We start from the raw sequence: 19,072 nt of genomic DNA on the forward strand, positions 1-19,072 counted from the left end.
CCACTGACAAACGTCATGAAGTCGTCATATAAGCTTCATAGTCCTGCCATATCGCTGCAATCATCCAAATTCAGAATGCCGGCTTCATTAACAATTAGCCATAGTGCATATAGGAAAAACGATAAAATGAAGCTGAGGCATTCTTTATTGACCCTGGCCGTTACTGCGGCCCTGTTTGGGGGCTCCCCCATGGTACTGGCAAATGACCTGGTACAACCGGACGGTAGCAACCGAAGCCAACAACTTGGCAGTATCAGCGGGCGCGTACTGAATGACAGTACCGGGGCGGTGTTACCCTCCTCAGTAGTGCGCATTAGCGAGCTCAACCGCGACCTTCGTGCCAGCCGGGATGGCAGCTTCTACTTTAACGGGGTTCCGGCCGGTAGTTATACTCTGGTCATTAATTACGATGGTCTTGATGAACAGCGTGTGCCTGTCACCGTAGTTGCTGGTAGTAGTCAGCGTTTGGATATTCGGCTATCCAGTACACTTTTTAGCGGTGAGCGTATGATGGTGTTGGGGCGGGCAGAAGGTTATGCTTCGAGCATTAACTTACAGCGTCATGCCCAAAGCGTGCGCACCGTCGTCTCGGCCGATGCACTGGGTCAAATTCGTGAAGGCAATATCGGCGATGCGCTGGTGCGTTTGCCAGGGATGTCGGTAGAAACCAGGGCAGGCGTTCAGCGCACTGCCACCATCCGCGGCCTGTCGCCACAGTACAACACCGTGACGGTGGATGGTATCCGTATGACCAACGTCGATGGCAACCGCGATATCGCGTTGGACAGTTTCCCAGCCAATATGCTGGCCCGGGTGGATGTAGTCAAATCGGCTACCGCCGATATGTCGGCCGATGCCATTGGCGGCACCGTTGATTTAATTACCCGCTCGGCATTTGATCAGGACGATCGCATTTTAGAAGCCCAGCTTGGTACCACCTTCAACGACAACCGCGACAGCTGGAACAAGCAGCTTGGTTTGACCTATGGCGATACCTTTGGTGACAACAACCAATTTGGCGTACTGGGTTCAGTCTATTACTTTCGGGATGCGCGTGGTTACGATGTGGTCGATGCCGCCTATACCGTCAGTGCCAACGATGAGTATTTTATTAACCGGGCACTGTACTATGATCGTGATGAGAAAAAAGACAAAATTGGTGCCGGCTTGATTTTTGATTACCGGCCAAATGCCAATACCTCAGCTTTTTTTCGGGCCCTGTACCACTACGACTACCGCTGGTTATGGCGCCGTGGTACCGATTACCGGCCGAACCCGGACACCCGCTTTAATCAAACTGCCGATGCAGCCTCTTCATTAGATGGTCGCATCGACAGTATTGTGTTTTATCGCGAACCAAAAAATGTGTTCCAGATGTACAGCACAGGCTTTCAACACCGTGCCGACGATTGGGTTCTGGATGGGCGCGTGGTTTATTCACGGGCCAAAAAAGATTACCCGGTCACTTTGCAGGTGCTGAACTCGATCAACGGCGTGGATTTAAGCTACGAACGCTCAGATCGTACTTTTCCAGTATTCACGGTCGATAATAACATTGACCTGAATGATCCCTCGCAGCTGAGCTTTCGCCAGTACCAAACCAACCAGGTACCCCGGGTGGAAAATGAATGGACCTTCGACACCAATTTGCAGCGTGACTTCTATCATGGCGACCTGTTCTACAACCTCAAAGCCGGGGTTCGGGTCAGTTTAAAAGATGCGTCCCAGGCCCAGCCGGATACTATCCGTTATACCGGATTGACCGGTGTTTCTGCTGAAAGCCTGCTGGAGTCTTACCAGAACTCGCGATTCATGTCCGCTTCCAATGGTCGTGCAGAACTGCTCCCTTACTTCCCGGATTGGCGTCGTTACCTGGCACTGCATGAACAAAACAGAGGCAATCTGACGCAGAATGCTGCCGCCCGTTTTTACACCGACTCCACCATTGCCAATGCCGACTTTTCCATTGAAGAAGATATTTATGCGACTTACCTCATGAGCGAAATGGATTTTGATCGCCTGCATCTGGTTCTGGGCGCCAGATACGAAAGCACCCGCATTGCCAGCGAAGCCAATGAGGTACTGTTTGAAGGCAATGACATTACGGCGATCAATCGTGTCAACGGCAAAAGCAGTTACAACAACTTCTTGCCCAGCATTCATGCCCGTTATTACCTGCTAGACAACCAACTTGTACTGAGAGGATCGGTAGCCAAAGCCATTTCCAGGCCACCGCCAGGCGATTTGATCCCATCGCGGCAGGAAAACTCCCAGCTAAACCTACGGATTATCGGCAACCCGGATCTGCGCCCGGCCGAAGCCATCAATTATGACCTGAGTGCCGAGTACTTTCTGCCACCGCTTGGTGTCCTTTCCGCTGGCGTGTTCTACAAAGACATCGACAACTTTGTCTTCAGTACCAGCCGGATGGCCAGCGATGGCGTCGAGGAGAGGACCCGAGTCAATGGCGAGGGCGGTAAGGTACGTGGTGCGGAGTTTGTCTGGTCTCAGCAGTTTAGCTTTTTGCCAGGTCTTTGGCGGGGCCTGGGTGTAGAGACCAATTACACCCGCTTAAGTACCGAAGGCAGCTACCCGAACCGCAGCGGTGAAAGCCTGGAACTGGCGAGTTCGCCTCGCTACATTTTCAATGGCATTCTCTCCTATGCCTATGGCCCAGCCAGCGTTCGTCTATCCATGAACAAACTGCCGGATCGCTTGCTGGCAGTAGGTGGCCGTGCAGCGCTGGATCGCTACGATCAAGGCAATACTGTCTGGGACTTGGCGATGAAATACCAATTCCTGGGTGATCACTATGTGTTCTTTAATGTGAAAAATCTGACCAACGAACCTAGTGTGCAGTTCCAGGGCTCACGCGATAACCCAACCAGCACTGTCTATTTTGGTACTCAGTACAATCTGGGCGTGCACTTCACCTTCTGATACGCAGTAGAACTCCCTAGGCACGATGGCGCCCTTCACCGGGCGTCATCGGACTGTCATTTTACTGAAACCAAGCCGTCATCTCTGGCTGTTAACATTTACTGGTCCCGGGCAGCCGCGTTGTTTGGAGGTGCGACTGACACGACTATTAATTGCTATCGGTGCTGACAAAGCTTCGTTCTGGCTGGGGTATCACATCACCCAACAACCATAACAGGAGCTTAAAGCATGAAGCGTACTTTCACCCTTAGCCTGATTTACTTCGCTCTTTTCAGCGCGTCTATGGCCACAACTGCAGCCAGCAATCCAGTCACCGAGGTGCACTCCGAGCTGGACTATGAACCCACATCCAGTGTTTTGGGCGATGAGGTACGTACCCGCGTCAATAAGTTCACGGTGGAAACCGCCGATGGCAAACACCGTTTTGGTGTACGCGGCCGCATAATGTTCGATGCTGCCTACCTCGATGACAACTACATGACCACCGATGACGACCGGTTAGATCGGGGCGATCTTGCTAAGTATGGCACCATCATTCGTCGCGCTCGCTTGGGCATGCTGGGCGTGATGTACGATCGCTGGGAATGGCAGGTGGAAATCGATTTTCGTGACCCGGTGACTTACGACATTGAAGAAGGCGATGACATCGAGGGCATTCGCTTTGCCAATACCTACGTGGCCTACCTGTTTGATCACGGACGTCTGGCCGTCGGACACTTTAAAGAACCCTTTAGCATGGAGAGCTCGACCAGCTCGCGCCGGATCTCCTTTATTGAACGCGCTACGCCGGTCGACGCTTACCGTCCAGATCGCGAGCTGGGTATCATGTACGAAACCCTGAATCCACATTACTATGCAGCACTTGGTCTGTTTGGCGGCGATGGTGTCAGCCGCAACCGCACCAACACAGAAGGCTTCTCAGTTGCAGGCCGGGCTTCCTTCTCGCCAATTTATGATGCATCCAATCGCATCTGGTCTCATCTTGGGTTGTCGGTCAACTACCGCAGCAATGGCTACGAATACGAGCGCAGCCGGGGCCGGGGGAAAGAGTACAACGATATCCGCTTGCGCAGTCGACTGGGCACCCGCGCCATCGATGGCCGGGTTATTGGCCGGCGCGACTTCAGCGATGTGAAAGACATGACCCGCTACGCCATTGAAGCCGCGTATGGTGTAGGTTCATTCTCCGTACAAGGCGAGTACGTGGGCGTAAAATTAAACCGGGATGAAAATGCACACGGCTTTAGCAACCCAGATATCGTCAGCATCAGCAATGGTGGTTACTACGTGCAAACCAGCTTCTTTACCACTGGTGAGCAGCGCAACTACCGTCGTTTTAGCGGCGACTTTGGTCGAACTCAGGTGCAAAACCCGGTCGGCTCAGGTGGCTATGGCGCGGTTGAGCTATTGGCCCGCTATGCTTATGCCGATCACACCGACCATCACGATGAACGTGGCGCACAGGAATTGAAGCATTACACCTTGGGCCTGAACTGGTATCCGGTTGATGACATTGTGCTGAAGTTCAACGCCATGTATGTGGATGCCAAAACCTCCAGCCGCAACCTGGCAGCTGGCGAGTTTAAAACCTGGGACAGCATGGTGTATGCCCTGCGCTTCCAGTTCGAGTTTTGATGTTTCCCTGCATGTAAACGAAACAAGGCTGCCATCGCAGCCTTGTTTGTTATGAGTGACAGCCCGTCAAAGTTGCCGCTGCCGCACGGCTTCAAACAAGCAAATGCCAGCTGCCACAGAAACATTGAGGCTGGAAACACTACCATGCATTGGAATTTTCACCAGCGCGTCGCAGGTTTCACGGGTGAGCCGACGCAATCCATCACCTTCAGCACCCAACACAATGGCCAGCGGGCCGGTCAGTTCGGTTTGATACAGGGTTTGCTCGGTTTCACCGGCAGTACCTATCACCCAGACACCGGCTTCCTGCAGTTGGCGCAGCGCTCTGGCCAGATTGGTCACCGCAATAAAGGGCACGGTTTCGGCGGCTCCGCAGGCCACTTTGCGAACCACAGAGGTGAGCTTGACCGAGCGATCTTTGGGTACCACCACGGCATGCACCCCGGCGGCATCAGCACTGCGCAGAATAGCGCCTAAATTATGTGGATCCGTCACACCGTCGAGCACCAGCAACAAAGGCGCTGCTTGTTGCTGCACGATGTTCATCAAATCAGCATCGCTGCCAGCCTGCGCTAACCGCACTTTGGCCACAATACCCTGATGCTGCCCCTGCACCAGGTTATCCAGCGTTTTGCGGTGACAAAACTGCACCGCTATGCCCTGCTGACGCAGCTGCTGCACCAGCGGGTGCATCCGTTTGTCATCACGCTCTTTGCTGACAAAAACTTCCAGCACATCCTGCGGTGAGCGCTCTACGATGGCCTGCACCGCGTGCAACCCAAAAACAAAATCATTGCTCATCGGTGCCATCCTCAACGGTTAATTCCATCCCCAAGTTGCTGACGCCTTGCTCGGCCACCCAAAGCCGGAGCTTTTTCACCTGCTGCCAGTCAAACTGCGGGATTTCAGCCACCAGCTCTATCAGCTCGGCCAGACAGTCCATTTCATATTGCATCAGGGGGTGCTTGCGCACATGCTGTTTTAACTCAGCTTCGCTGGTAATATCCAGTTCGGCTGACTCGTGCTCAATCAAACGGGCGACCGAGGCCTGAGAAATCTTCGCTACATTAATCAGCTCCACAGCATCACGCTGCTCAATGCCATTGATCAGAGCATCCAGGGCTGTCGCCGTATCCACGGCAGGGTACACCCCAAAGCAATCAAAATGATTGATTTCAGGCGTGATCTCGGCCAATTCATCGCCTAGCCTGGCGAAGTTGATTTTGGCTTTTTTAACCGCCAGGAACTCCCAAATCAGATCCAGTGTATGACGCAGCACAGAGGCATCGCCATAGTCCATCACCTCACTGAACAGCTGATAATTGGGTAGCATCCGCTCCATCAGGGTTGCCGCTACTGCCACCTGCTGGTAAAAACCTAACTCACGCAGGCGTTGGAAATTAGTCGCTTTCATCTTTATCCCTACCACAAGCCCAACACAGTTCGAACTCGGGCGCATTGGTTTCGCCGCAAGCACAACGCCACTCAGTGCCTGCCTGCTGTTTTGTATTTTGAATGATTGCCAGGGCCTGAGTAGCCTGGTGTGGTTTCACCCAGATAGCAACCTCAATATCGGTAGGAGGTAACTCGCCAATGGCGCCCAGCAACAACTGGCCCTGATAGCGGGCCTCAATGCACTGATTCTGCAATAGCCCGGTCAATAAAGCCGCCTCAAACTCGGAGGCGGCATGATACACCAGTTGCCACTGCAGCTCACTCATGGCTTACCCTTTTTTTATGCGTGTTGTTGCAGCTGTTTTTGGGCGTACTCGAATTTTAATTTGTATTCAATCAATTGCTCTTCCAGCTCGCTAAGTTTCTCTTGCTGGCTTTGTTGCAGTGCTTGCAACTCTTCACGCAGCTCCTTGATGGTCTCGCGGGAGGCATCGGATTGTTGCAGTTGCCGTTGTTCGTGGGCTTCCAACCGCTTCTGCGCATGCAGTAATTGCTCTTTGTGTTTGTCCAGCCGCTGTTGCAGCTCCTGCTGCTCCTGCGTATGCTGTTGCATTTTTTGCTCCAGCTCGCTGTTTAACTGCTCCGCGGCTTGCCATTTTTCCCGGATGTTTTGGAACTCCGGCTGAATCGCCGATAACTGCTCTTTCAACTGCTTTTTCTCTGCAGCCAGTTGTTCAGCCTCTGTAGATACAGCTTGTTGCTGTTGCTGCAGCTGCTCATGATCAGCTTTCAGATCCTGCAACTCTTGCTGCACTTTTGCCAGTGCCTGCAACTTTTCTCTTTGCGCTTCGGCCTGAGCTTCCTGGCGGGACTGCAGCTCAGCATGCTCCTTCTGCAGCCGTTCAAGCTGCTGCCTGGAATCTTTTAACTCCAACTCGGTGGGTGCTTGCTTCTTTTGCAAACGCTCCAACTCCTGCTGCACCTGAAACAAGGCTTTTGCATGCTGCTGCTCGCTGGACTGTTGAATTTTTTGTTGTTCGGCCAGGCTTTTCTCCGCCTGCTGGCGCAGTTTTTTTTCTTCTGCCAGCTGTTGACGCAAGCTTTTTACATCCTCTTTGCTATGCTGCAATTGAGCCTGCTCAGAAACCTGCTGATGTTTCAGCTCATCTAATTGCCGCTGCAGCTGTTGCAACTGCTGCTTTAACTGCTGCTCCTGATCACTGAGCTGTTGTCCTTGCGTTTGCTGCAGCGCTTCAAGCTGCTCTGTCAGCTTTTGTTTTTCCTGTTGTAATTGCTGATTGGCCACTGTCTGCTGCTGTTGCTCGGCAGCAAATGCTTGCTGCAGCGTCTTGAACTCCTGTTCCAGTTGCTTTTTCTGTTGAATGGCCTGGTCCAATTGCTGCTGGGATTTTTTCAGCGTTTCCAGTTGCGCCGGATCTTCAGGGATCGCCATATCCAGCTGCTGCTTGGCTTGCTGCCAGTCTTTAAACAGCTTCTGATAGGCCTGCTCTTGTTCAATTAACCGCTGCTGCCACTGCTGCTGACTGCTGTGCAGCAATTGTTGCCTGAGCTGCTGCAATTGGGTTTGCTGCTGGGTTTGTAATTGTTGCGAAAACTGGCTAAGCAAATCGCTAAGCTCACTGCTCATGGTGTCGAGCAGAGTATCGAGCTTTGCTTCAGGCTGCACTGCAGGTTGTTGTTGTTTTTGTTTTATGACCATATCAAACCACGACGCCTTTTTATCTCATCACAATACACACTTTAAGCCAGAATGAAGCTAAGAGCTACAGGGTGGACTGCTCATTATAAATTCGACTAAGTGTAATCCTTTCAGGCAGAATATGCGAATCCACTCCCGCAAAGGCACTACGATGACTCTCACTACACCGGCGCTGTTATTCCCAGCCATTTCATTGCTGTTATTGGCCTATACCAACCGCTTTTTGGTGTTGGCACAGTTAATTAGAGAATTGAATGAACGGGAGGGCGTGCAGGTTCGCCAATTAGTGGTGCGCCAGATTGCTAACCTGAAAAAGCGCATCGTACTAATCCGCTCGATGCAGGCCTATGGCGTACTGAGTTTTTTGCTCTGTACCTTGTCGATGTTTTTCTTATTTATGCAGTGGGAGCTGGCCGGTCAGCTAAGCTTTGCGGCCAGTTTAATTGCGTTGTTAGTAAGCCTGGCATTGTCGCTGTATGAAATTCAAATATCCTGCGATGCCATTCATATTGAGCTCGAGTCGATGAAAGACAGAACTGAGCCCTAAACAGCACCAGCTTCTGCAGCCAATTGCAGCAACTGCTGACGCAGAGCACTGCAATCGGCCCCTGCATCCACCTGCTGCAATGACAAGGTCAATTCCGCCACCTTCAGGCCAAACTTATGCAAACTGGTGCGATTGATGATCTGTTGTGGGGTAACCAGATACATCCAGTCTTTCACCCGCACATCCATGGTGTCCTCCTGGTAAGGGATACGCAAGGTATACTCCCAATACAAGCTATTGCCAGCCAGCTGTCCACTGGCTTCCCCGATGACATCGTGCGCGGTACCACTGACCCGGCCATCGGCATGCAGCTGCAGTTGCCAGTGGCGGTAATCCACCCGGCCATCACTGAAATAAAACACCTCGTACAGATCGCCACGGTTTTGTTGCCAAACCCCACAAAGATCTGCGTGAAAACGCAAGGTCTGCCGGCCGCGCCAATCCTGCAACACGCCATAAGCACGACCACTGCCCTGAAAAAAATGTTCCAGCCGAAGCTCCGGCTGCTCGGCCTGATAATCCAACACCGACCGGCTGCAACCAAGCAGTACACCAACCAACATCACGACCCACCAGTTTCGCATCGTATTTCTCCTTATCACTGCTTTCCATTACGTGGTGCAGGGCGCTTTGGCTCAATCAGCAAACTTTTTTATCTTCAAGACAAATTTTCTTTGTTAGACAGCTTATCAGCTGAGCAGTATAAGGACGCTTTCAACCTGAGGAGACTGCCATGCACGCTGTCGACGCCCTGTTGCAACCGCAACCAAGCCTGCCCGAGCAGCCAGCAACCTGGTTGCCCAGCTTTGAGCGCGATGGCCTGGTGGTACTGCCCAACTACCTGGCAACCGACTTATGCCTGACCCTATTGCAGGAAGTGCAGCAGCAGGTTGAATTGACACCAGCAGCCATTGGCCGTGGCCAGCAGCGACAGCATGCCAGCGATATCCGGCGGGATAAAACCTGTTGGCTGGATGGCAGCACCGTAGCGCAACAACGTTACATGCTGGAGCTGAATGCCATTCAAAGCCTGCTGAACCGGCACTTTTTCCTGGGCCTGACCGGTTACGAGTGCCATTTTGCGCACTACCAGCCAGGTGATTTCTATCAAACCCATCTGGATGCGTTTAACCAACAAGCCAGCCGACAAGTCACCAGCGTTTGCTATCTGAATGATGTACAGGATGGCGGTGAGCTGGTGGTTTACAATGAACACCATACCGAGTTAATGCGACTACCGCCCAGAGCCGGTAGCCTTATTTTGTTTGAAAGTAGCCGGTTTCCGCATCAGGTGCTGCCAACCCGGCAGGACCGCTATAGCATTGCCGGTTGGTTTCGCCGCGATGAGGCGCTGCTTTAGCTCTTTGAAGCCGTTTTGTTGCACGCGGCCCTACCGCAGCCACAAATCCAGTGCAATGCCGGCGAAAACCACCAACCCAACATAATGATTGTGCAAAAAGGCCTGAAAACACAGAGCCCTGCTTTGGCGCGCCAACCTGAACTGGTACGAAAATAATGGCAGACAAAGCAACAGTGACAGCAGGTACCACCAGCCGAGCTCAGCAAGCTGCCCCACCCAATACAACAGCACCAGAGTCATAGCCTGCAACAGCACGATAGCGGGCAGTGCATAGCGACCAAACAAGATTGCTGTTGATTTGATGCCTACCTGCTCATCATCCGGCTGATCCACCATCGCATAGTAGGTATCGTAGGCCACTGTCCAGCATAAGTTAGCCAGGTAAAGCCACCAGACCACAGCCGGCAACTGCAATTGAATGGCCATAAATGCCATCGGCATGCCCCAGCTAAAGGCCGCTCCCAGCACCAGCTGCGGCAGATGGGTGTAACGCTTCATAAAAGGATATAAGGATGCCAGCGCTAGCGCGCCCAGGGACAACAGCGCCGTTTGCCAGTTTAAAAACAGCAGCAAACTTGCTGCCAGCAGCAACAAGAGTACAAAGAGCTGCAAAGCTTCAGCCGCCGTTACCTTGCCAGCGGCCAACGGCCGCAGCCGTGTGCGGGCCACAGCGCCATCGAAGTTTCGATCGGCGTAATCATTGATGACACAACCAGCCGAGCGCATCAGCACCACCCCCAGGGTAAATACCAGCCACAGCGACCAGGGCGGTACCCCCTCTGCAGCCAGCCATAAAGCCCACCAGGTTGGCCACAACAGCAAATAAATACCGATGGGCTTATCCAGCCGCATCAGCTGTCGGTAATAGGGCCAGTGCGCCCGGCGCAATTGCCAGCTCATAATTGGTATACCTCTGGCATAAACACCTCCACCACCTGCAAGGGGTGTTTGGCCAACCAAAATACCGAGCGCCGGGCCCACACGGCTTGCTCTGCCAAGGGTGCGGCTAACTTCAGCGCTGTAGCATCAAGCACGGCGACTTCAATAGGCCCGCGCTGCAATTCCGGATGACGAAAAATAAACTCTCCCAGTGGTTGGTCACCCAGCCTGGCCAATGGCTCTATTGCCGCTAAGGTCGATACTGGCAACCAACTCTGCGCATAAATCATCACCTGCGCATCGCAATGCAACATGACTTCGCGTAACAAGGCACTCTCAGCACCGGCTAACTGGGCCTGCAAACGCTCAGGCAGCGGGTAGTACTGCTCAGATAGCATCTGTACACGAAAGTGCCGGCAACGACTTTTCAACCGGGCCGTCAGTGAGTCGGTTTCCAGCAACCAGGAGCTTTGCACTGGCTGCAAACGCAGGTCTGAAGGCGTTTGCCAATGAGCTTGCAGTAAATAGTGGGCAGTGGTGATGGACATGGCACTCATATCATTGCAAAAACCGCCGCATCATAGCAATTTCAGGGATGGATTTCAGTAATTCTGTAGCAGGCCGATAGAACAAATGACAGAAACTGCTATGATCTGACCAGCAGCGCTCTGCACAACGGCCACCAGCACCAGCCAGACACAGGAACCACACCATTTATGAAGTATGCCAGCATTTTACTGACACTCCTGATACTGCTTTGCAGCCTATACACGCCCGGCGCACAGGCTCAGCGAAGTGAGCAAGACATTGTTTATTATGGCTTTGATCCGGACATTGTGACCAATTATGTGACCTCAGGACGCCGCTCGCTGGGCTATATCCGGGTCACCGTCGAGCTGATGGTTGCCGATCGCAGTTATCTTGCCGATATCGAGCATCACGAACCGCTGATCCTGAATACCATTATTCGGATCTTCAATCAGCAGCCTGAAGACAAAATCAAATCCCTGACCGGCCGGGAAGAAATTCGCCAAACCATCCTGCAGGAACTGCAAGCGGTGCTAAAACGCGAAACCGGCAAAGATATGATCCGCGACTTACTCTTTACCAAGTACCTGTATCAATAGCCGATGGCAAGATACCGGCCTGAGTTAATCGGGCCGGCCCGGTTTATGCCGTAGCAACCAGGCCCAGCCACAGCCGGCCAGCAAGCCACCCAGATGCGCCCAGTTGGCCATCGACACCCAGAGGACATCCAGGAAACCGAGCACCATCCAGATCAACATAAAAGCCACTAGCCCTTTATCCAGCTGCAAACCCTGGGCAGGATTCAGTCGCCCAGCCCACCAGAAGTAACCAAACAGTGCGTATACTACCCCAGATAAGCCACCAAAGTAGGGCCCTACCAGCACATACTGCGCCACATTGGCGATCAACGCACTGCTCAAAGCCACTGACAGCAGCTGGCCGCTGCCCAAACGCCGCTCAAACTGGCCAGCCAGCAGCAGCCACCACATCAGATTAAACACCAGATGGGTGAGCGAAAAGTGCAACAGCGCCGGGCTAAACCAGCGCCAGCTTTCTGCCAGATGGATGGCCCCCGGTTGCAGAAAAATGCCCAATGCAGCAGAAGCCTGTTGAGGAGCGATTTGCTGCCAGCCGTATACCAGCAACGCCAACAACAACACCAGCAAGGTCACGGGTCCACTGAAGGCTTTGAACTGCAAGCCAGACCACAATGAAGCCGACCCCGCTGCCAACTCGCTGCGCTGCCAGGCTGCAGCATGGTAGCGCGGGTGAGCCGGGTTTTGTAAAAACGCTTCCAACGCCTGACTCACCTGGTGCAGCTGCTGCTCATCCACATAAAGCGCAGCTCGCTCAGTCACTTCCGCCTCCTCAACCACAGCTTGCACAGACCAGCCTTGAGTCACGCAGTAATCGGCAAACAGCCGGGCCGCATTGACCGAGTTCAGCTCTCCCAATTTAATCATTGGCAGTGGTCACCGGGTGCTGCTGTTGCCACAGGGCCATGCCACCATCCATGCTGTAGACCTCATCAAAACCTTGCTGTGCCAGGTACTGAGCCGCTCCCTGACTGGAGTTGCCGTGATAGCAAACCACCACCACGGGCGTGGCAAAATCATGCTGCTGCATAAAGGCTGGCAAACTGGCTGAGGTCAGGTGCCAGGCTCCTGCAATATGCCCGGCGGCATAGCTTTGTTCATCGCGGATATCGGCGATCACTGCAGTTCGCTGCTGCAGGCGACTGGCGGTGTCAGCCACCGAGATGTGTTTAAATTCAAACATAGAAGGCTCCTGTTTTCACTGCCGGCCATTATAGCATGACAAACACCGTCATCACGCTGTAAACAGACCCGCTAAAACGTAAAATATCGTTTTTTTATCACTTTGTAACAGGTAAGACTGGACAAATGATTAAAGGAAAGTTAACACTATAGCGAGCAAATCATTTGCAGTGCTGCCTACGAGGACATCCATGACAACCTTGATTATCTTTGCCGTTATTCTGATCCTGTTATTTTTCGTGATCAGCATTTTTAATAGTCTGGTGAAACTGAAAAACCGCTATCAAAATGCCTTCGCTCAAATTGAAGTACAATTAAAACGCCGCTACGATTTGATCCCCAACCTGGTGGAAACCGCCAAAGCCTACATGGCGCATGAGCGTGATACGCTGGAGGCCGTGATCAATGCCCGTAACGCCGCCGCTGCCGGTTTGAAGGTTGCAGCCAATAATCCAGGCGATGCTGCGGCTATGGGCCAATTGGCCGGTGCCGAGTCCATGCTGCAAGGGGCGATGAGCCGGCTGAATGTGGTGATGGAAGCCTACCCGGATTTAAAAGCCAATCAAAACATGATACAGCTGTCAGAAGAGCTGACCAGCACCGAAAACCGGGTGGCTTTTGCCCGCCAGGCTTTTAACGATGCCGTCACCGCTTACAACAGCTACAAGCAAAGCTTTCCACAAGTGGTGCTGGCCCCAAGTTTTGGTCATGGTGCCGATGCCAAATTGCTGGAGTTTGAAGACAGCCAAGCCATTCAGGCTGCACCAAAAGTAAGTTTCTAACAGCGCATGGCCAGTAACTTTTTCAGCCAGCAGGATCTGGCCAGACGCAACACCCGCATTTTAGTGGTGTTGTTTGCCCTGGCGGTGTTGTTGTTACTGACACTGACCAATCTGTTGGTCGCAATAGTGTTTGGCTTTGCCGATAGCGAAGCCATTCAATCTGGCCTGCAGCGCGGCATGTTTCAACCGGAGCTGCTGCTGTGGACCAGCCTGATTGTCCTTGGCGCCATTGGCATTGCCATGTTGGTAAAATGGCAGCAATTACGCAAAGGGGGACGGGTGGTTGCTGAGGCGCTGGGAGGCCAGCGTGTGTCACCCGATACCACAGATGCCAGACACCGGCAGCTGCTGAATGTGGTGGAAGAAATGGCATTGGCGGCCAACTTACCGGTACCTGCGGTGTATGTGTTGCCTGAACGTGGCATCAATGCTTTTGCTGCCGGTTACAGCCCGGCCGATGCCGTGATTGGTGTCACCCAGGGCTGCCTGGAACAATTAAGCCGCGATGAACTGCAGGGGGTCATCGCCCATGAGTTCAGCCATATTCTCAATGGCGATATGCGGATGAACATTAAGATGATTGCCGTGCTTAATGGCATTTTGTTTGTTGGTCATGTCGGCTATCTGCTGCTGCGCGGCAGTCGTGGTGCACACATTGCAGCACGCAGCAGCCGCAACAACAAAGGCGGTGGTGGAGCCGCCGCCATCTTGCTGCTGGGCCTGGGTTTCACTGTGCTTGGTTACCTGGGCGCATTTTTTGGGAATCTGATCAAATCGGCAGTCAGTCGCCAGCGCGAATACCTGGCCGATGCCTCTGCGGTGCAATTTACCCGTAATCCTGCTGGCATTGCCGGGGCACTGAAACAAATTGCTGCCAGTTCACGTGGCACCAAAATCAGCAACCAGAATGCCGATGAAAACAGTCATTTGTTCTTTGGTGAAGCCATCAGCCGCTGGGCCAGTATTTTTGCTACCCACCCGCCGCTGACCGATCGGATCAAACGGCTGGAACCACGCTGGAATGGGAAGCTACCTGCTGCGCGCAGTGCAGAAGCCAACCAGGTTGCCGCAGCATCTGCCGCCAGTGACACAGCAGATGCGCCTAAACAAGACACACCAGGTCAACGCTTGCTGGCAGCACTACCCGTCCTTTTGCTGCAGACGGCCCATCAGCCCCTGCAGGCAGAGCCTTTATTGCTTGCTTTGCTGATCAGCAACGATGAAGCCAGCCGGCAAAAACAACTGCAGCTTATCCGCGATCAGGGCTCCATTGCACTGCTGCAGGATGTTGACCGCTTGCTCAGCCAGATTGAACCTCTACCAGAGCGGCAGAAACTGATGCTGGCCCAACTGTGTATTCCAAGCCTGAAATCCCTGACAGCAGTGCGCTTCGAACGTTTTGAACAACTGCTGCGGCAGGTGATTGATGCCGATGGTGAGCTGCATCTGCTGGAGTGGGCGATTGCGCAGCTGGTGGATCATACTGTCGCCAGCCAGTTTCGCAGTAGCGAGATCCTCCGCAGTACCTCGGTTAGTAAATTTGCTGATATTCAGGCCGAAGCCTTGCTGTTACTTAGCCTGATAGCCAATGCGACCAGTGATGATAAGGAAAGCTGCATGCAAAGCTGGCAAGCCGGCCTTACCCGCTGGCAACTGGTGGCAGATACCGCTCAGCCCGTCGCAAGTTATCAGGCAGTGCAACCAATGCTAGCCAAACTGATGGCTGCCAGCCCTAAGGTAAAAGAACAGCTGTGGCAGGGTATGCTGGTGGCTGCACAATCCGATGGTAAACTGTCGGAGCAGCAGGAAGTCCAGTTAAGAGCCCTGTCGTTGCTGCTGGAAATCCCCTACTCCGACGAAGCGATTGCTAATTAGCACTTTAGCTTGGGGGTTTCATTCGGTACAATAGCGTTTTATTTTTGCACAGGGGCTTTGATGTCTGAGCGTCGCTTTTTTCTGATTTACGATCCATCCTTTGACGACATGGATGCTGAGGGCTGCCCGGCCTATGGCTATGTCATGTTTTTTGACGAGCAGGATGCGGCCAGTTATCAGAGTGGCGAAAACCCGGACTCGCCCGCGGTTTCCATGCTGTTTACCGATCACAAAGATGGCCAGATTAGTGCCGATTTACTGGGGTGGTCACAGCTGGATGCGGACATTTTCCAGCAATTACCACTGGGCCATTTTCTTGGCTTGATGGAGCAAGCGGCTCAGGTTGCCATTCATGCTGGTCGCCAGGTTGGCCAGGTGCCCGAGCGGCTGGTCAGCAGCCAGGACAACAGTGATGAGTACCTGCAGTTTGAAGTGCATTTCAGTGGCGATGAGCAGGCCGATCCGGATGCCGAGTGGCAACTGGCGCGCAGCCTGATCAGTGGCCGGCCTTACCTCGACTCTTAAAGTAACCTAGCCATAGGCTGTATTGGCAAAGTCACCGGACTTTGCTTTAATAACAGCCAGCAACCCCTTTTATGTTTGGAGACTTCCGGATGGTTCAGCCATTGGATATGAACGCCATTGATCAGGCGCTGCAAGGCTTTACCATCCCACCTCAGCCGGATGTACTGCTGCACATTCAGCAACTGGTGCAGCAGCCAGAGCCCAATATGCAGCGGCTGGCTACCCTGATCAATATGGATATTGGCCTGGCTGGCTTTACCTTAAAAGTAGTGAACTCGGCTTACTTTGGCCTGCGCAACAAAATCACTTCCATTGAACATGCCTGCAAGTTCCTTGGCGTGAACCGGGTGGTCAAACTGGTACGCAGCGTCTTGCTGCGCTTTACCCTGGAGCAAGGCCAGCAGAAAGATCCTTTCTCCCAAAAGCTCTGGAGCAACGCCCTGCTCGTCGCCAATAGCGCTGCCAGCCTGGCAAGGCACCTGCAATGGCCGCAGGAGCTCTGCGATGATTGCTACACCCTGGGTTTATTTCGTAACGCCGGTATTGCCCTGATCACCGCCCAGGCACCGAATTACGCTGATTTGGTGAAACTAGGCGTATTGGCTGGCCAGGGCTACAGTGAAGCGGAAGAGCATCGCTTTCACACCTGTCACGAAATTCTGGGCTACCTGATTGCTCAATCCTGGGGCTTACCGGCCGAGCTCTGCAATGTCATTGCCTATCACCACAGCCCGGCCTTGATTCTGGAAGCAGACAGTGAGCTGGAACAGCGGCTGTTTGCCATGCTAAAACTGGCCGAACACATGAGCGGTGAAAGCCGGGTGCTGTTTGATATCACACTGGATCCAGAATGGGAGCAATTTGCCCCGCAAATACTGGATGTGTTAGCGCTTGAATTGTTCCAATTGCCTGAGCTGGCTGAAGTACTGCGGCAAAACGAGCTAAGCACCATCTATAGCGGTTAAGCGTCATGGCTCATAAGAAGCTGTTTTTGCCTGAAAAAATCTGCCCGGTCTGTCAGCGTCCATTTCGCTGGCGTAAGAAATGGCAACACTGCTGGGATGCAGTAAAATACTGCTCGGAGCGCTGCCGTCGACAAAGCCCCTCTGCGAAGGAGAAAAACCATGGCTAAAGCTTGTGCCCTGCATATTTTGGTGAAAACCAAAGCGGAAGCCGAAAAGCTGAAACAACAACTGGCCAAAGGCGCTGATTTTGGTGCCCTTGCTAAAAAACACTCACTGTGCCCCTCTGGGAAGAAAGGCGGTGATTTAGGGGAGTTTCGCCCCGGCCAGATGGTTCGGGCTTTCGATGAAGTGGTGTTTAAAAACGCCGTGCTGGAAGTGCACGGCCCGATAAAAACTCAGTTTGGCTTTCATCTGATCAAAACTCTGTACCGAAGCTAGTCGTTGCTTTCAAAGAACCTGCTAGCCGATTGCACACAGGCAGGGTTGCCTTCCTCCAGCAGCGACCTGGCAAAAAACCATTCTTTAAACACCTGCCATTCCTCCGTAATCGGGCTTTGACAGCGGCCATTCGCCTGTTCAGCAAATACATCTTTCGAACAAAGCGGGGTATCGGCTAAGTGCCCACGGTAGGCGTAAGCGTACACCACCTGACACTGCGGGCTGACATAGGTATCAAACACCACCAGCCAGCCCTGCTGATAACGCACCAGACTAAAGCTCGGGATCCGCTGTGCAACAGCAGTGGCAATGATCTCCGGCACTTCCACCTGCTCCAGCAACAACAACGCTTGCTCCTGTCGCTGCCGGACTTGCAACCGCTCCCCGCGGCGCCAGGCAAAACCATCGTACGGCGTCGCTTGCGCTGCATCGGTTAAAGCATTCAGCCCGCGCAGATCGCGGCGTACTTCCTGCCGAATGGTACGTTCTACCTGCTCAGCTTCTGTCAGCGATTGCATGCTATCGCAGCCAGTGAGCAGCGTTACCAGCAGCATCAAGCCAGTTATAAACCCTGTTCTCATTGTTCTCCTTACCCTGAATGCCATTCATGGCGCTGCCCTTTGCCAGCACCCAGCCGTTCTAAGTGCCATTTTACTGTATTCCTGCCAGTGCTTTCACTATAATCTGCCGCCCAATCCCCGAACAGAGCTGTTATGCAGATTGTCCTGGCACCGATGGAAGGCGTTGTTGATCACCTGATGCGCGATATGCTGACCCGCATCGGTGGCTTTGATCTGTGCATCACCGAATTTGTCCGGGTGGTCGATCAGCGACTGCCAGCCCGGGTATTCCGGCGGCTATGCCCTGAGCTCGAGTATGGCGGTAAAACACCGGCCGGTGTGCCGGTGCGGGTGCAGTTACTGGGGCAAGAACCGAACTGGCTGGCGGAAAATGCCGCCAAAGCGGTGCAGCTGGGTTCACCCGGTATTGATTTGAACTTTGGCTGCCCGGCCAAAACGGTCAATAAAAGCCGCGGCGGTGCCGTGCTATTAAAAGAAACCGAGCAGCTGTATCACATCGTCAAGGCGGTGCGCCAGGCGGTTCCCGCTGAGTACCCGGTCAGTGCCAAAATCCGGCTGGGTTACGACGACACCGCCCTGACACTGGATAATGCCAGCGCCATCGAAGCCGCCGGCGCTTCGGTGCTGACCGTGCACGCCCGCACCAAAGCCGATGGCTACAAGCCACCTGCCTACTGGCCCTGGATCGCCCACATCCGGCAGCGCATCGCCATACCGGTCATTGCCAATGGTGAAATCTGGACACCGGCTCAGGCCAGACAATGCCAACAGGAAGCCACTACGCAGGATATTATGCTGGGTCGCGGCGCTCTGGCCCTGCCCAATCTGGCGCAATCCATCCGCAGCGGCCAGCCCGCCATGCCCTGGCCGGAGGTACTGCAGCTGCTGATGCAATACTCTGAATTTGAAGTGGTCGGCGATAAAGGCAAATACTACAGCAACCGCATCAAACAATGGTTCAGCTACTTAAAGCTGCAGTATCCGGAGGCAGCAGAGTTATTTAGTCAACTGCGGCTGCTCAAGCGTAATGAGGATATACTGCGACTGCTTCAGCAACAGCTGAGTAACTGCTATCACAACTAATCTCTCTACCTCAGTTAATTTTCATGGTGCTTTGGCATCCC

The 19,072-nt window shown here is 53.3% G+C and carries 22 protein-coding genes; 12 read left to right on the plus strand and 10 right to left on the minus strand.

Translation table 11 applies throughout. The features are described 5' to 3' along the window. Nucleotides 1–126: 126 nt before the first annotated feature. Together QWY20_RS06725 and QWY20_RS06730 are read left to right on the plus strand one after the other, a co-directional pair. Entirely contained in the window at nucleotides 127–2,940 is a 2,814-nt protein-coding gene (locus tag QWY20_RS06725) for a TonB-dependent receptor (protein WP_330128259.1), read from the plus strand. Nucleotides 2,941–3,168: 228 nt separating this feature from the next. Next, the gene (locus QWY20_RS06730) at nucleotides 3,169–4,575 is read left to right on the plus strand and encodes an OprO/OprP family phosphate-selective porin (protein WP_330128260.1); all 1,407 of its coding nucleotides are present in this window, start codon (nucleotides 3,169–3,171) and stop codon (nucleotides 4,573–4,575) included. 66 nt (nucleotides 4,576–4,641) lie between these two features. Here the strand turns inward: QWY20_RS06730 and rlmB are convergent, their stop codons facing one another. From rlmB to QWY20_RS06750, 4 genes are read right to left on the minus strand one after another with little or no spacing between them, the layout of a single operon-like run. Continuing rightward, a complete protein-coding gene (gene rlmB / locus QWY20_RS06735) occupies nucleotides 4,642–5,376 on the minus strand; it encodes a 23S rRNA (guanosine(2251)-2'-O)-methyltransferase RlmB (protein WP_330128261.1) in 735 nt (244 codons plus the stop codon). Continuing rightward, a complete protein-coding gene (locus QWY20_RS06740) occupies nucleotides 5,366–5,989 on the minus strand; it encodes a YjaG family protein (RefSeq protein ID WP_330128262.1) in 624 nt (207 codons plus the stop codon). Before QWY20_RS06740 ends, rlmB begins: the two co-directional genes overlap by 11 nt. After that, nucleotides 5,976–6,296 (minus strand): putative signal transducing protein, encoded by a 321-nt coding sequence (locus tag QWY20_RS06745; RefSeq protein ID WP_330128263.1) that lies wholly within the window; start codon nucleotides 6,294–6,296, stop codon nucleotides 5,976–5,978. The genes QWY20_RS06740 and QWY20_RS06745 overlap by 14 nt, the downstream gene beginning before the upstream one ends. A gap of 14 nt (nucleotides 6,297–6,310) precedes the next feature. Next, nucleotides 6,311–7,690, minus strand: coding sequence for a coiled-coil domain-containing protein (locus tag QWY20_RS06750; RefSeq protein ID WP_330128264.1), 1,380 nt, complete (start codon nucleotides 7,688–7,690; stop codon nucleotides 6,311–6,313). 151 nt (nucleotides 7,691–7,841) lie between these two features. On the opposite strand from QWY20_RS06750, the gene QWY20_RS06755 reads away from it, so the two are divergent. Further along, entirely contained in the window at nucleotides 7,842–8,237 is a 396-nt protein-coding gene (locus QWY20_RS06755) for a DUF2721 domain-containing protein (RefSeq protein ID WP_330128265.1), read from the plus strand. Here QWY20_RS06755 and QWY20_RS06760 read toward each other — a convergent pair. Beyond that, nucleotides 8,234–8,821 carry a DUF3833 family protein gene (locus QWY20_RS06760; protein ID WP_330128266.1) on the minus strand — a complete coding sequence of 196 codons (588 nt, stop codon included), beginning with the start codon at nucleotides 8,819–8,821 and terminating at the stop codon, nucleotides 8,234–8,236. The two genes, QWY20_RS06755 and QWY20_RS06760, sit on opposite strands and share 4 nt — an antisense overlap. A gap of 149 nt (nucleotides 8,822–8,970) precedes the next feature. On the opposite strand from QWY20_RS06760, the gene QWY20_RS06765 reads away from it, so the two are divergent. Further along, nucleotides 8,971–9,597, plus strand: coding sequence for a 2OG-Fe(II) oxygenase (locus tag QWY20_RS06765; RefSeq protein ID WP_330128267.1), 627 nt, complete (start codon nucleotides 8,971–8,973; stop codon nucleotides 9,595–9,597). A gap of 30 nt (nucleotides 9,598–9,627) precedes the next feature. Here QWY20_RS06765 and ubiA read toward each other — a convergent pair whose 3' ends face one another. Continuing rightward, on the minus strand, nucleotides 9,628–10,497 hold the full coding sequence (gene ubiA / locus QWY20_RS06770; RefSeq protein ID WP_330128268.1) for a 4-hydroxybenzoate octaprenyltransferase: 870 nt from the start codon (nucleotides 10,495–10,497) through the stop codon (nucleotides 9,628–9,630). Beyond that, on the minus strand, nucleotides 10,494–11,024 hold the full coding sequence (locus tag QWY20_RS06775; RefSeq protein ID WP_330128269.1) for a chorismate--pyruvate lyase family protein: 531 nt from the start codon (nucleotides 11,022–11,024) through the stop codon (nucleotides 10,494–10,496). The genes ubiA and QWY20_RS06775 overlap by 4 nt, the downstream gene beginning before the upstream one ends. A gap of 168 nt (nucleotides 11,025–11,192) precedes the next feature. Here QWY20_RS06775 and QWY20_RS06780 point away from each other — a divergent pair, with 168 nt between their 5' ends. Next, the gene (locus QWY20_RS06780) at nucleotides 11,193–11,603 is read left to right on the plus strand and encodes a flagellar basal body-associated protein FliL (protein ID WP_330128270.1); all 411 of its coding nucleotides are present in this window, start codon (nucleotides 11,193–11,195) and stop codon (nucleotides 11,601–11,603) included. Nucleotides 11,604–11,627: 24 nt separating this feature from the next. Here the strand turns inward: QWY20_RS06780 and glpG are convergent, their stop codons facing one another. Both glpG and glpE read right to left on the minus strand, forming a co-directional pair. Beyond that, nucleotides 11,628–12,467 carry a rhomboid family intramembrane serine protease GlpG gene (glpG, locus tag QWY20_RS06785; protein ID WP_330128271.1) on the minus strand — a complete coding sequence of 280 codons (840 nt, stop codon included), beginning with the start codon at nucleotides 12,465–12,467 and terminating at the stop codon, nucleotides 11,628–11,630. After that, entirely contained in the window at nucleotides 12,460–12,783 is a 324-nt protein-coding gene (gene glpE / locus QWY20_RS06790) for a thiosulfate sulfurtransferase GlpE (protein WP_330128272.1), read from the minus strand. Before glpE ends, glpG begins: the two co-directional genes overlap by 8 nt. A 190-nt stretch (nucleotides 12,784–12,973) precedes the next feature. Between glpE and QWY20_RS06795 the strand changes: the two genes are divergently transcribed. From QWY20_RS06795 to ppiC, 6 genes are all read left to right on the plus strand, one after another. Next, on the plus strand, nucleotides 12,974–13,564 hold the full coding sequence (locus QWY20_RS06795) for a LemA family protein (protein WP_330128273.1): 591 nt from the start codon (nucleotides 12,974–12,976) through the stop codon (nucleotides 13,562–13,564). 6 nt (nucleotides 13,565–13,570) lie between these two features. After that, nucleotides 13,571–15,439 carry a M48 family metallopeptidase gene (locus QWY20_RS06800; protein WP_330128274.1) on the plus strand — a complete coding sequence of 623 codons (1,869 nt, stop codon included), beginning with the start codon at nucleotides 13,571–13,573 and terminating at the stop codon, nucleotides 15,437–15,439. 60 nt (nucleotides 15,440–15,499) lie between these two features. Next, complete coding sequence (locus QWY20_RS06805; protein WP_330128275.1) at nucleotides 15,500–15,964, plus strand: hypothetical protein; 465 nt, start codon at nucleotides 15,500–15,502, stop codon at nucleotides 15,962–15,964. 89 nt (nucleotides 15,965–16,053) lie between these two features. Further along, nucleotides 16,054–16,929, plus strand: coding sequence for an HDOD domain-containing protein (locus QWY20_RS06810; protein ID WP_330128276.1), 876 nt, complete (start codon nucleotides 16,054–16,056; stop codon nucleotides 16,927–16,929). Between the two features lie 5 nt (nucleotides 16,930–16,934). Beyond that, nucleotides 16,935–17,096, plus strand: coding sequence for a DUF2256 domain-containing protein (locus QWY20_RS06815; protein WP_330128277.1), 162 nt, complete (start codon nucleotides 16,935–16,937; stop codon nucleotides 17,094–17,096). Continuing rightward, entirely contained in the window at nucleotides 17,089–17,367 is a 279-nt protein-coding gene (gene ppiC, locus QWY20_RS06820) for a peptidylprolyl isomerase PpiC (RefSeq protein ID WP_330128278.1), read from the plus strand. Before QWY20_RS06815 ends, ppiC begins: the two co-directional genes overlap by 8 nt. Here the strand turns inward: ppiC and QWY20_RS06825 are convergent. After that, entirely contained in the window at nucleotides 17,364–17,948 is a 585-nt protein-coding gene (locus tag QWY20_RS06825) for a hypothetical protein (protein WP_330128279.1), read from the minus strand. The genes ppiC and QWY20_RS06825 overlap by 4 nt on opposite strands. Before the next feature lie 132 nt (nucleotides 17,949–18,080). Here QWY20_RS06825 and dusC point away from each other — a divergent pair, with 132 nt between their 5' ends. Continuing rightward, nucleotides 18,081–19,031, plus strand: coding sequence for a tRNA dihydrouridine(16) synthase DusC (gene dusC, locus QWY20_RS06830; protein WP_330128280.1), 951 nt, complete (start codon nucleotides 18,081–18,083; stop codon nucleotides 19,029–19,031). Nucleotides 19,032–19,072: the final 41 nt, after the last annotated feature.

The organism is Alkalimonas cellulosilytica, from assembly GCF_036325985.1.
Classification (GTDB): Bacteria; Pseudomonadota; Gammaproteobacteria; order Enterobacterales; family Alteromonadaceae; genus Alkalimonas; species Alkalimonas cellulosilytica.

Coding starts and splice junctions, on each gene's coding strand:
- ppiC (WP_330128278.1), top strand. CDS start 17,089: ATGGCTAAAGCTTGTGCCCTGCATATTTTGGTGAAAACCAAAGCGGAA.
- ubiA (WP_330128268.1), bottom strand. CDS start 10,497: ATGAGCTGGCAATTGCGCCGGGCGCACTGGCCCTATTACCGACAGCTG.
- QWY20_RS06780 (WP_330128270.1), top strand. CDS start 11,193: ATGAAGTATGCCAGCATTTTACTGACACTCCTGATACTGCTTTGCAGC.
- rlmB (WP_330128261.1), bottom strand. CDS start 5,376: ATGAGCAATGATTTTGTTTTTGGGTTGCACGCGGTGCAGGCCATCGTA.
- QWY20_RS06800 (WP_330128274.1), top strand. CDS start 13,571: ATGGCCAGTAACTTTTTCAGCCAGCAGGATCTGGCCAGACGCAACACC.
- QWY20_RS06760 (WP_330128266.1), bottom strand. CDS start 8,821: ATGCGAAACTGGTGGGTCGTGATGTTGGTTGGTGTACTGCTTGGTTGC.
- QWY20_RS06750 (WP_330128264.1), bottom strand. CDS start 7,690: ATGGTCATAAAACAAAAACAACAACAACCTGCAGTGCAGCCTGAAGCA.
- QWY20_RS06825 (WP_330128279.1), bottom strand. CDS start 17,948: ATGAGAACAGGGTTTATAACTGGCTTGATGCTGCTGGTAACGCTGCTC.
- QWY20_RS06725 (WP_330128259.1), top strand. CDS start 127: ATGAAGCTGAGGCATTCTTTATTGACCCTGGCCGTTACTGCGGCCCTG.
- QWY20_RS06740 (WP_330128262.1), bottom strand. CDS start 5,989: ATGAAAGCGACTAATTTCCAACGCCTGCGTGAGTTAGGTTTTTACCAG.
- QWY20_RS06765 (WP_330128267.1), top strand. CDS start 8,971: ATGCACGCTGTCGACGCCCTGTTGCAACCGCAACCAAGCCTGCCCGAG.
- QWY20_RS06805 (WP_330128275.1), top strand. CDS start 15,500: ATGTCTGAGCGTCGCTTTTTTCTGATTTACGATCCATCCTTTGACGAC.
- glpE (WP_330128272.1), bottom strand. CDS start 12,783: ATGTTTGAATTTAAACACATCTCGGTGGCTGACACCGCCAGTCGCCTG.
- QWY20_RS06730 (WP_330128260.1), top strand. CDS start 3,169: ATGAAGCGTACTTTCACCCTTAGCCTGATTTACTTCGCTCTTTTCAGC.
- QWY20_RS06795 (WP_330128273.1), top strand. CDS start 12,974: ATGACAACCTTGATTATCTTTGCCGTTATTCTGATCCTGTTATTTTTC.
- QWY20_RS06755 (WP_330128265.1), top strand. CDS start 7,842: ATGACTCTCACTACACCGGCGCTGTTATTCCCAGCCATTTCATTGCTG.
- QWY20_RS06815 (WP_330128277.1), top strand. CDS start 16,935: ATGGCTCATAAGAAGCTGTTTTTGCCTGAAAAAATCTGCCCGGTCTGT.
- dusC (WP_330128280.1), top strand. CDS start 18,081: ATGCAGATTGTCCTGGCACCGATGGAAGGCGTTGTTGATCACCTGATG.
- QWY20_RS06810 (WP_330128276.1), top strand. CDS start 16,054: ATGGTTCAGCCATTGGATATGAACGCCATTGATCAGGCGCTGCAAGGC.
- QWY20_RS06745 (WP_330128263.1), bottom strand. CDS start 6,296: ATGAGTGAGCTGCAGTGGCAACTGGTGTATCATGCCGCCTCCGAGTTT.
- QWY20_RS06775 (WP_330128269.1), bottom strand. CDS start 11,024: ATGTCCATCACCACTGCCCACTATTTACTGCAAGCTCATTGGCAAACG.
- glpG (WP_330128271.1), bottom strand. CDS start 12,467: ATGATTAAATTGGGAGAGCTGAACTCGGTCAATGCGGCCCGGCTGTTT.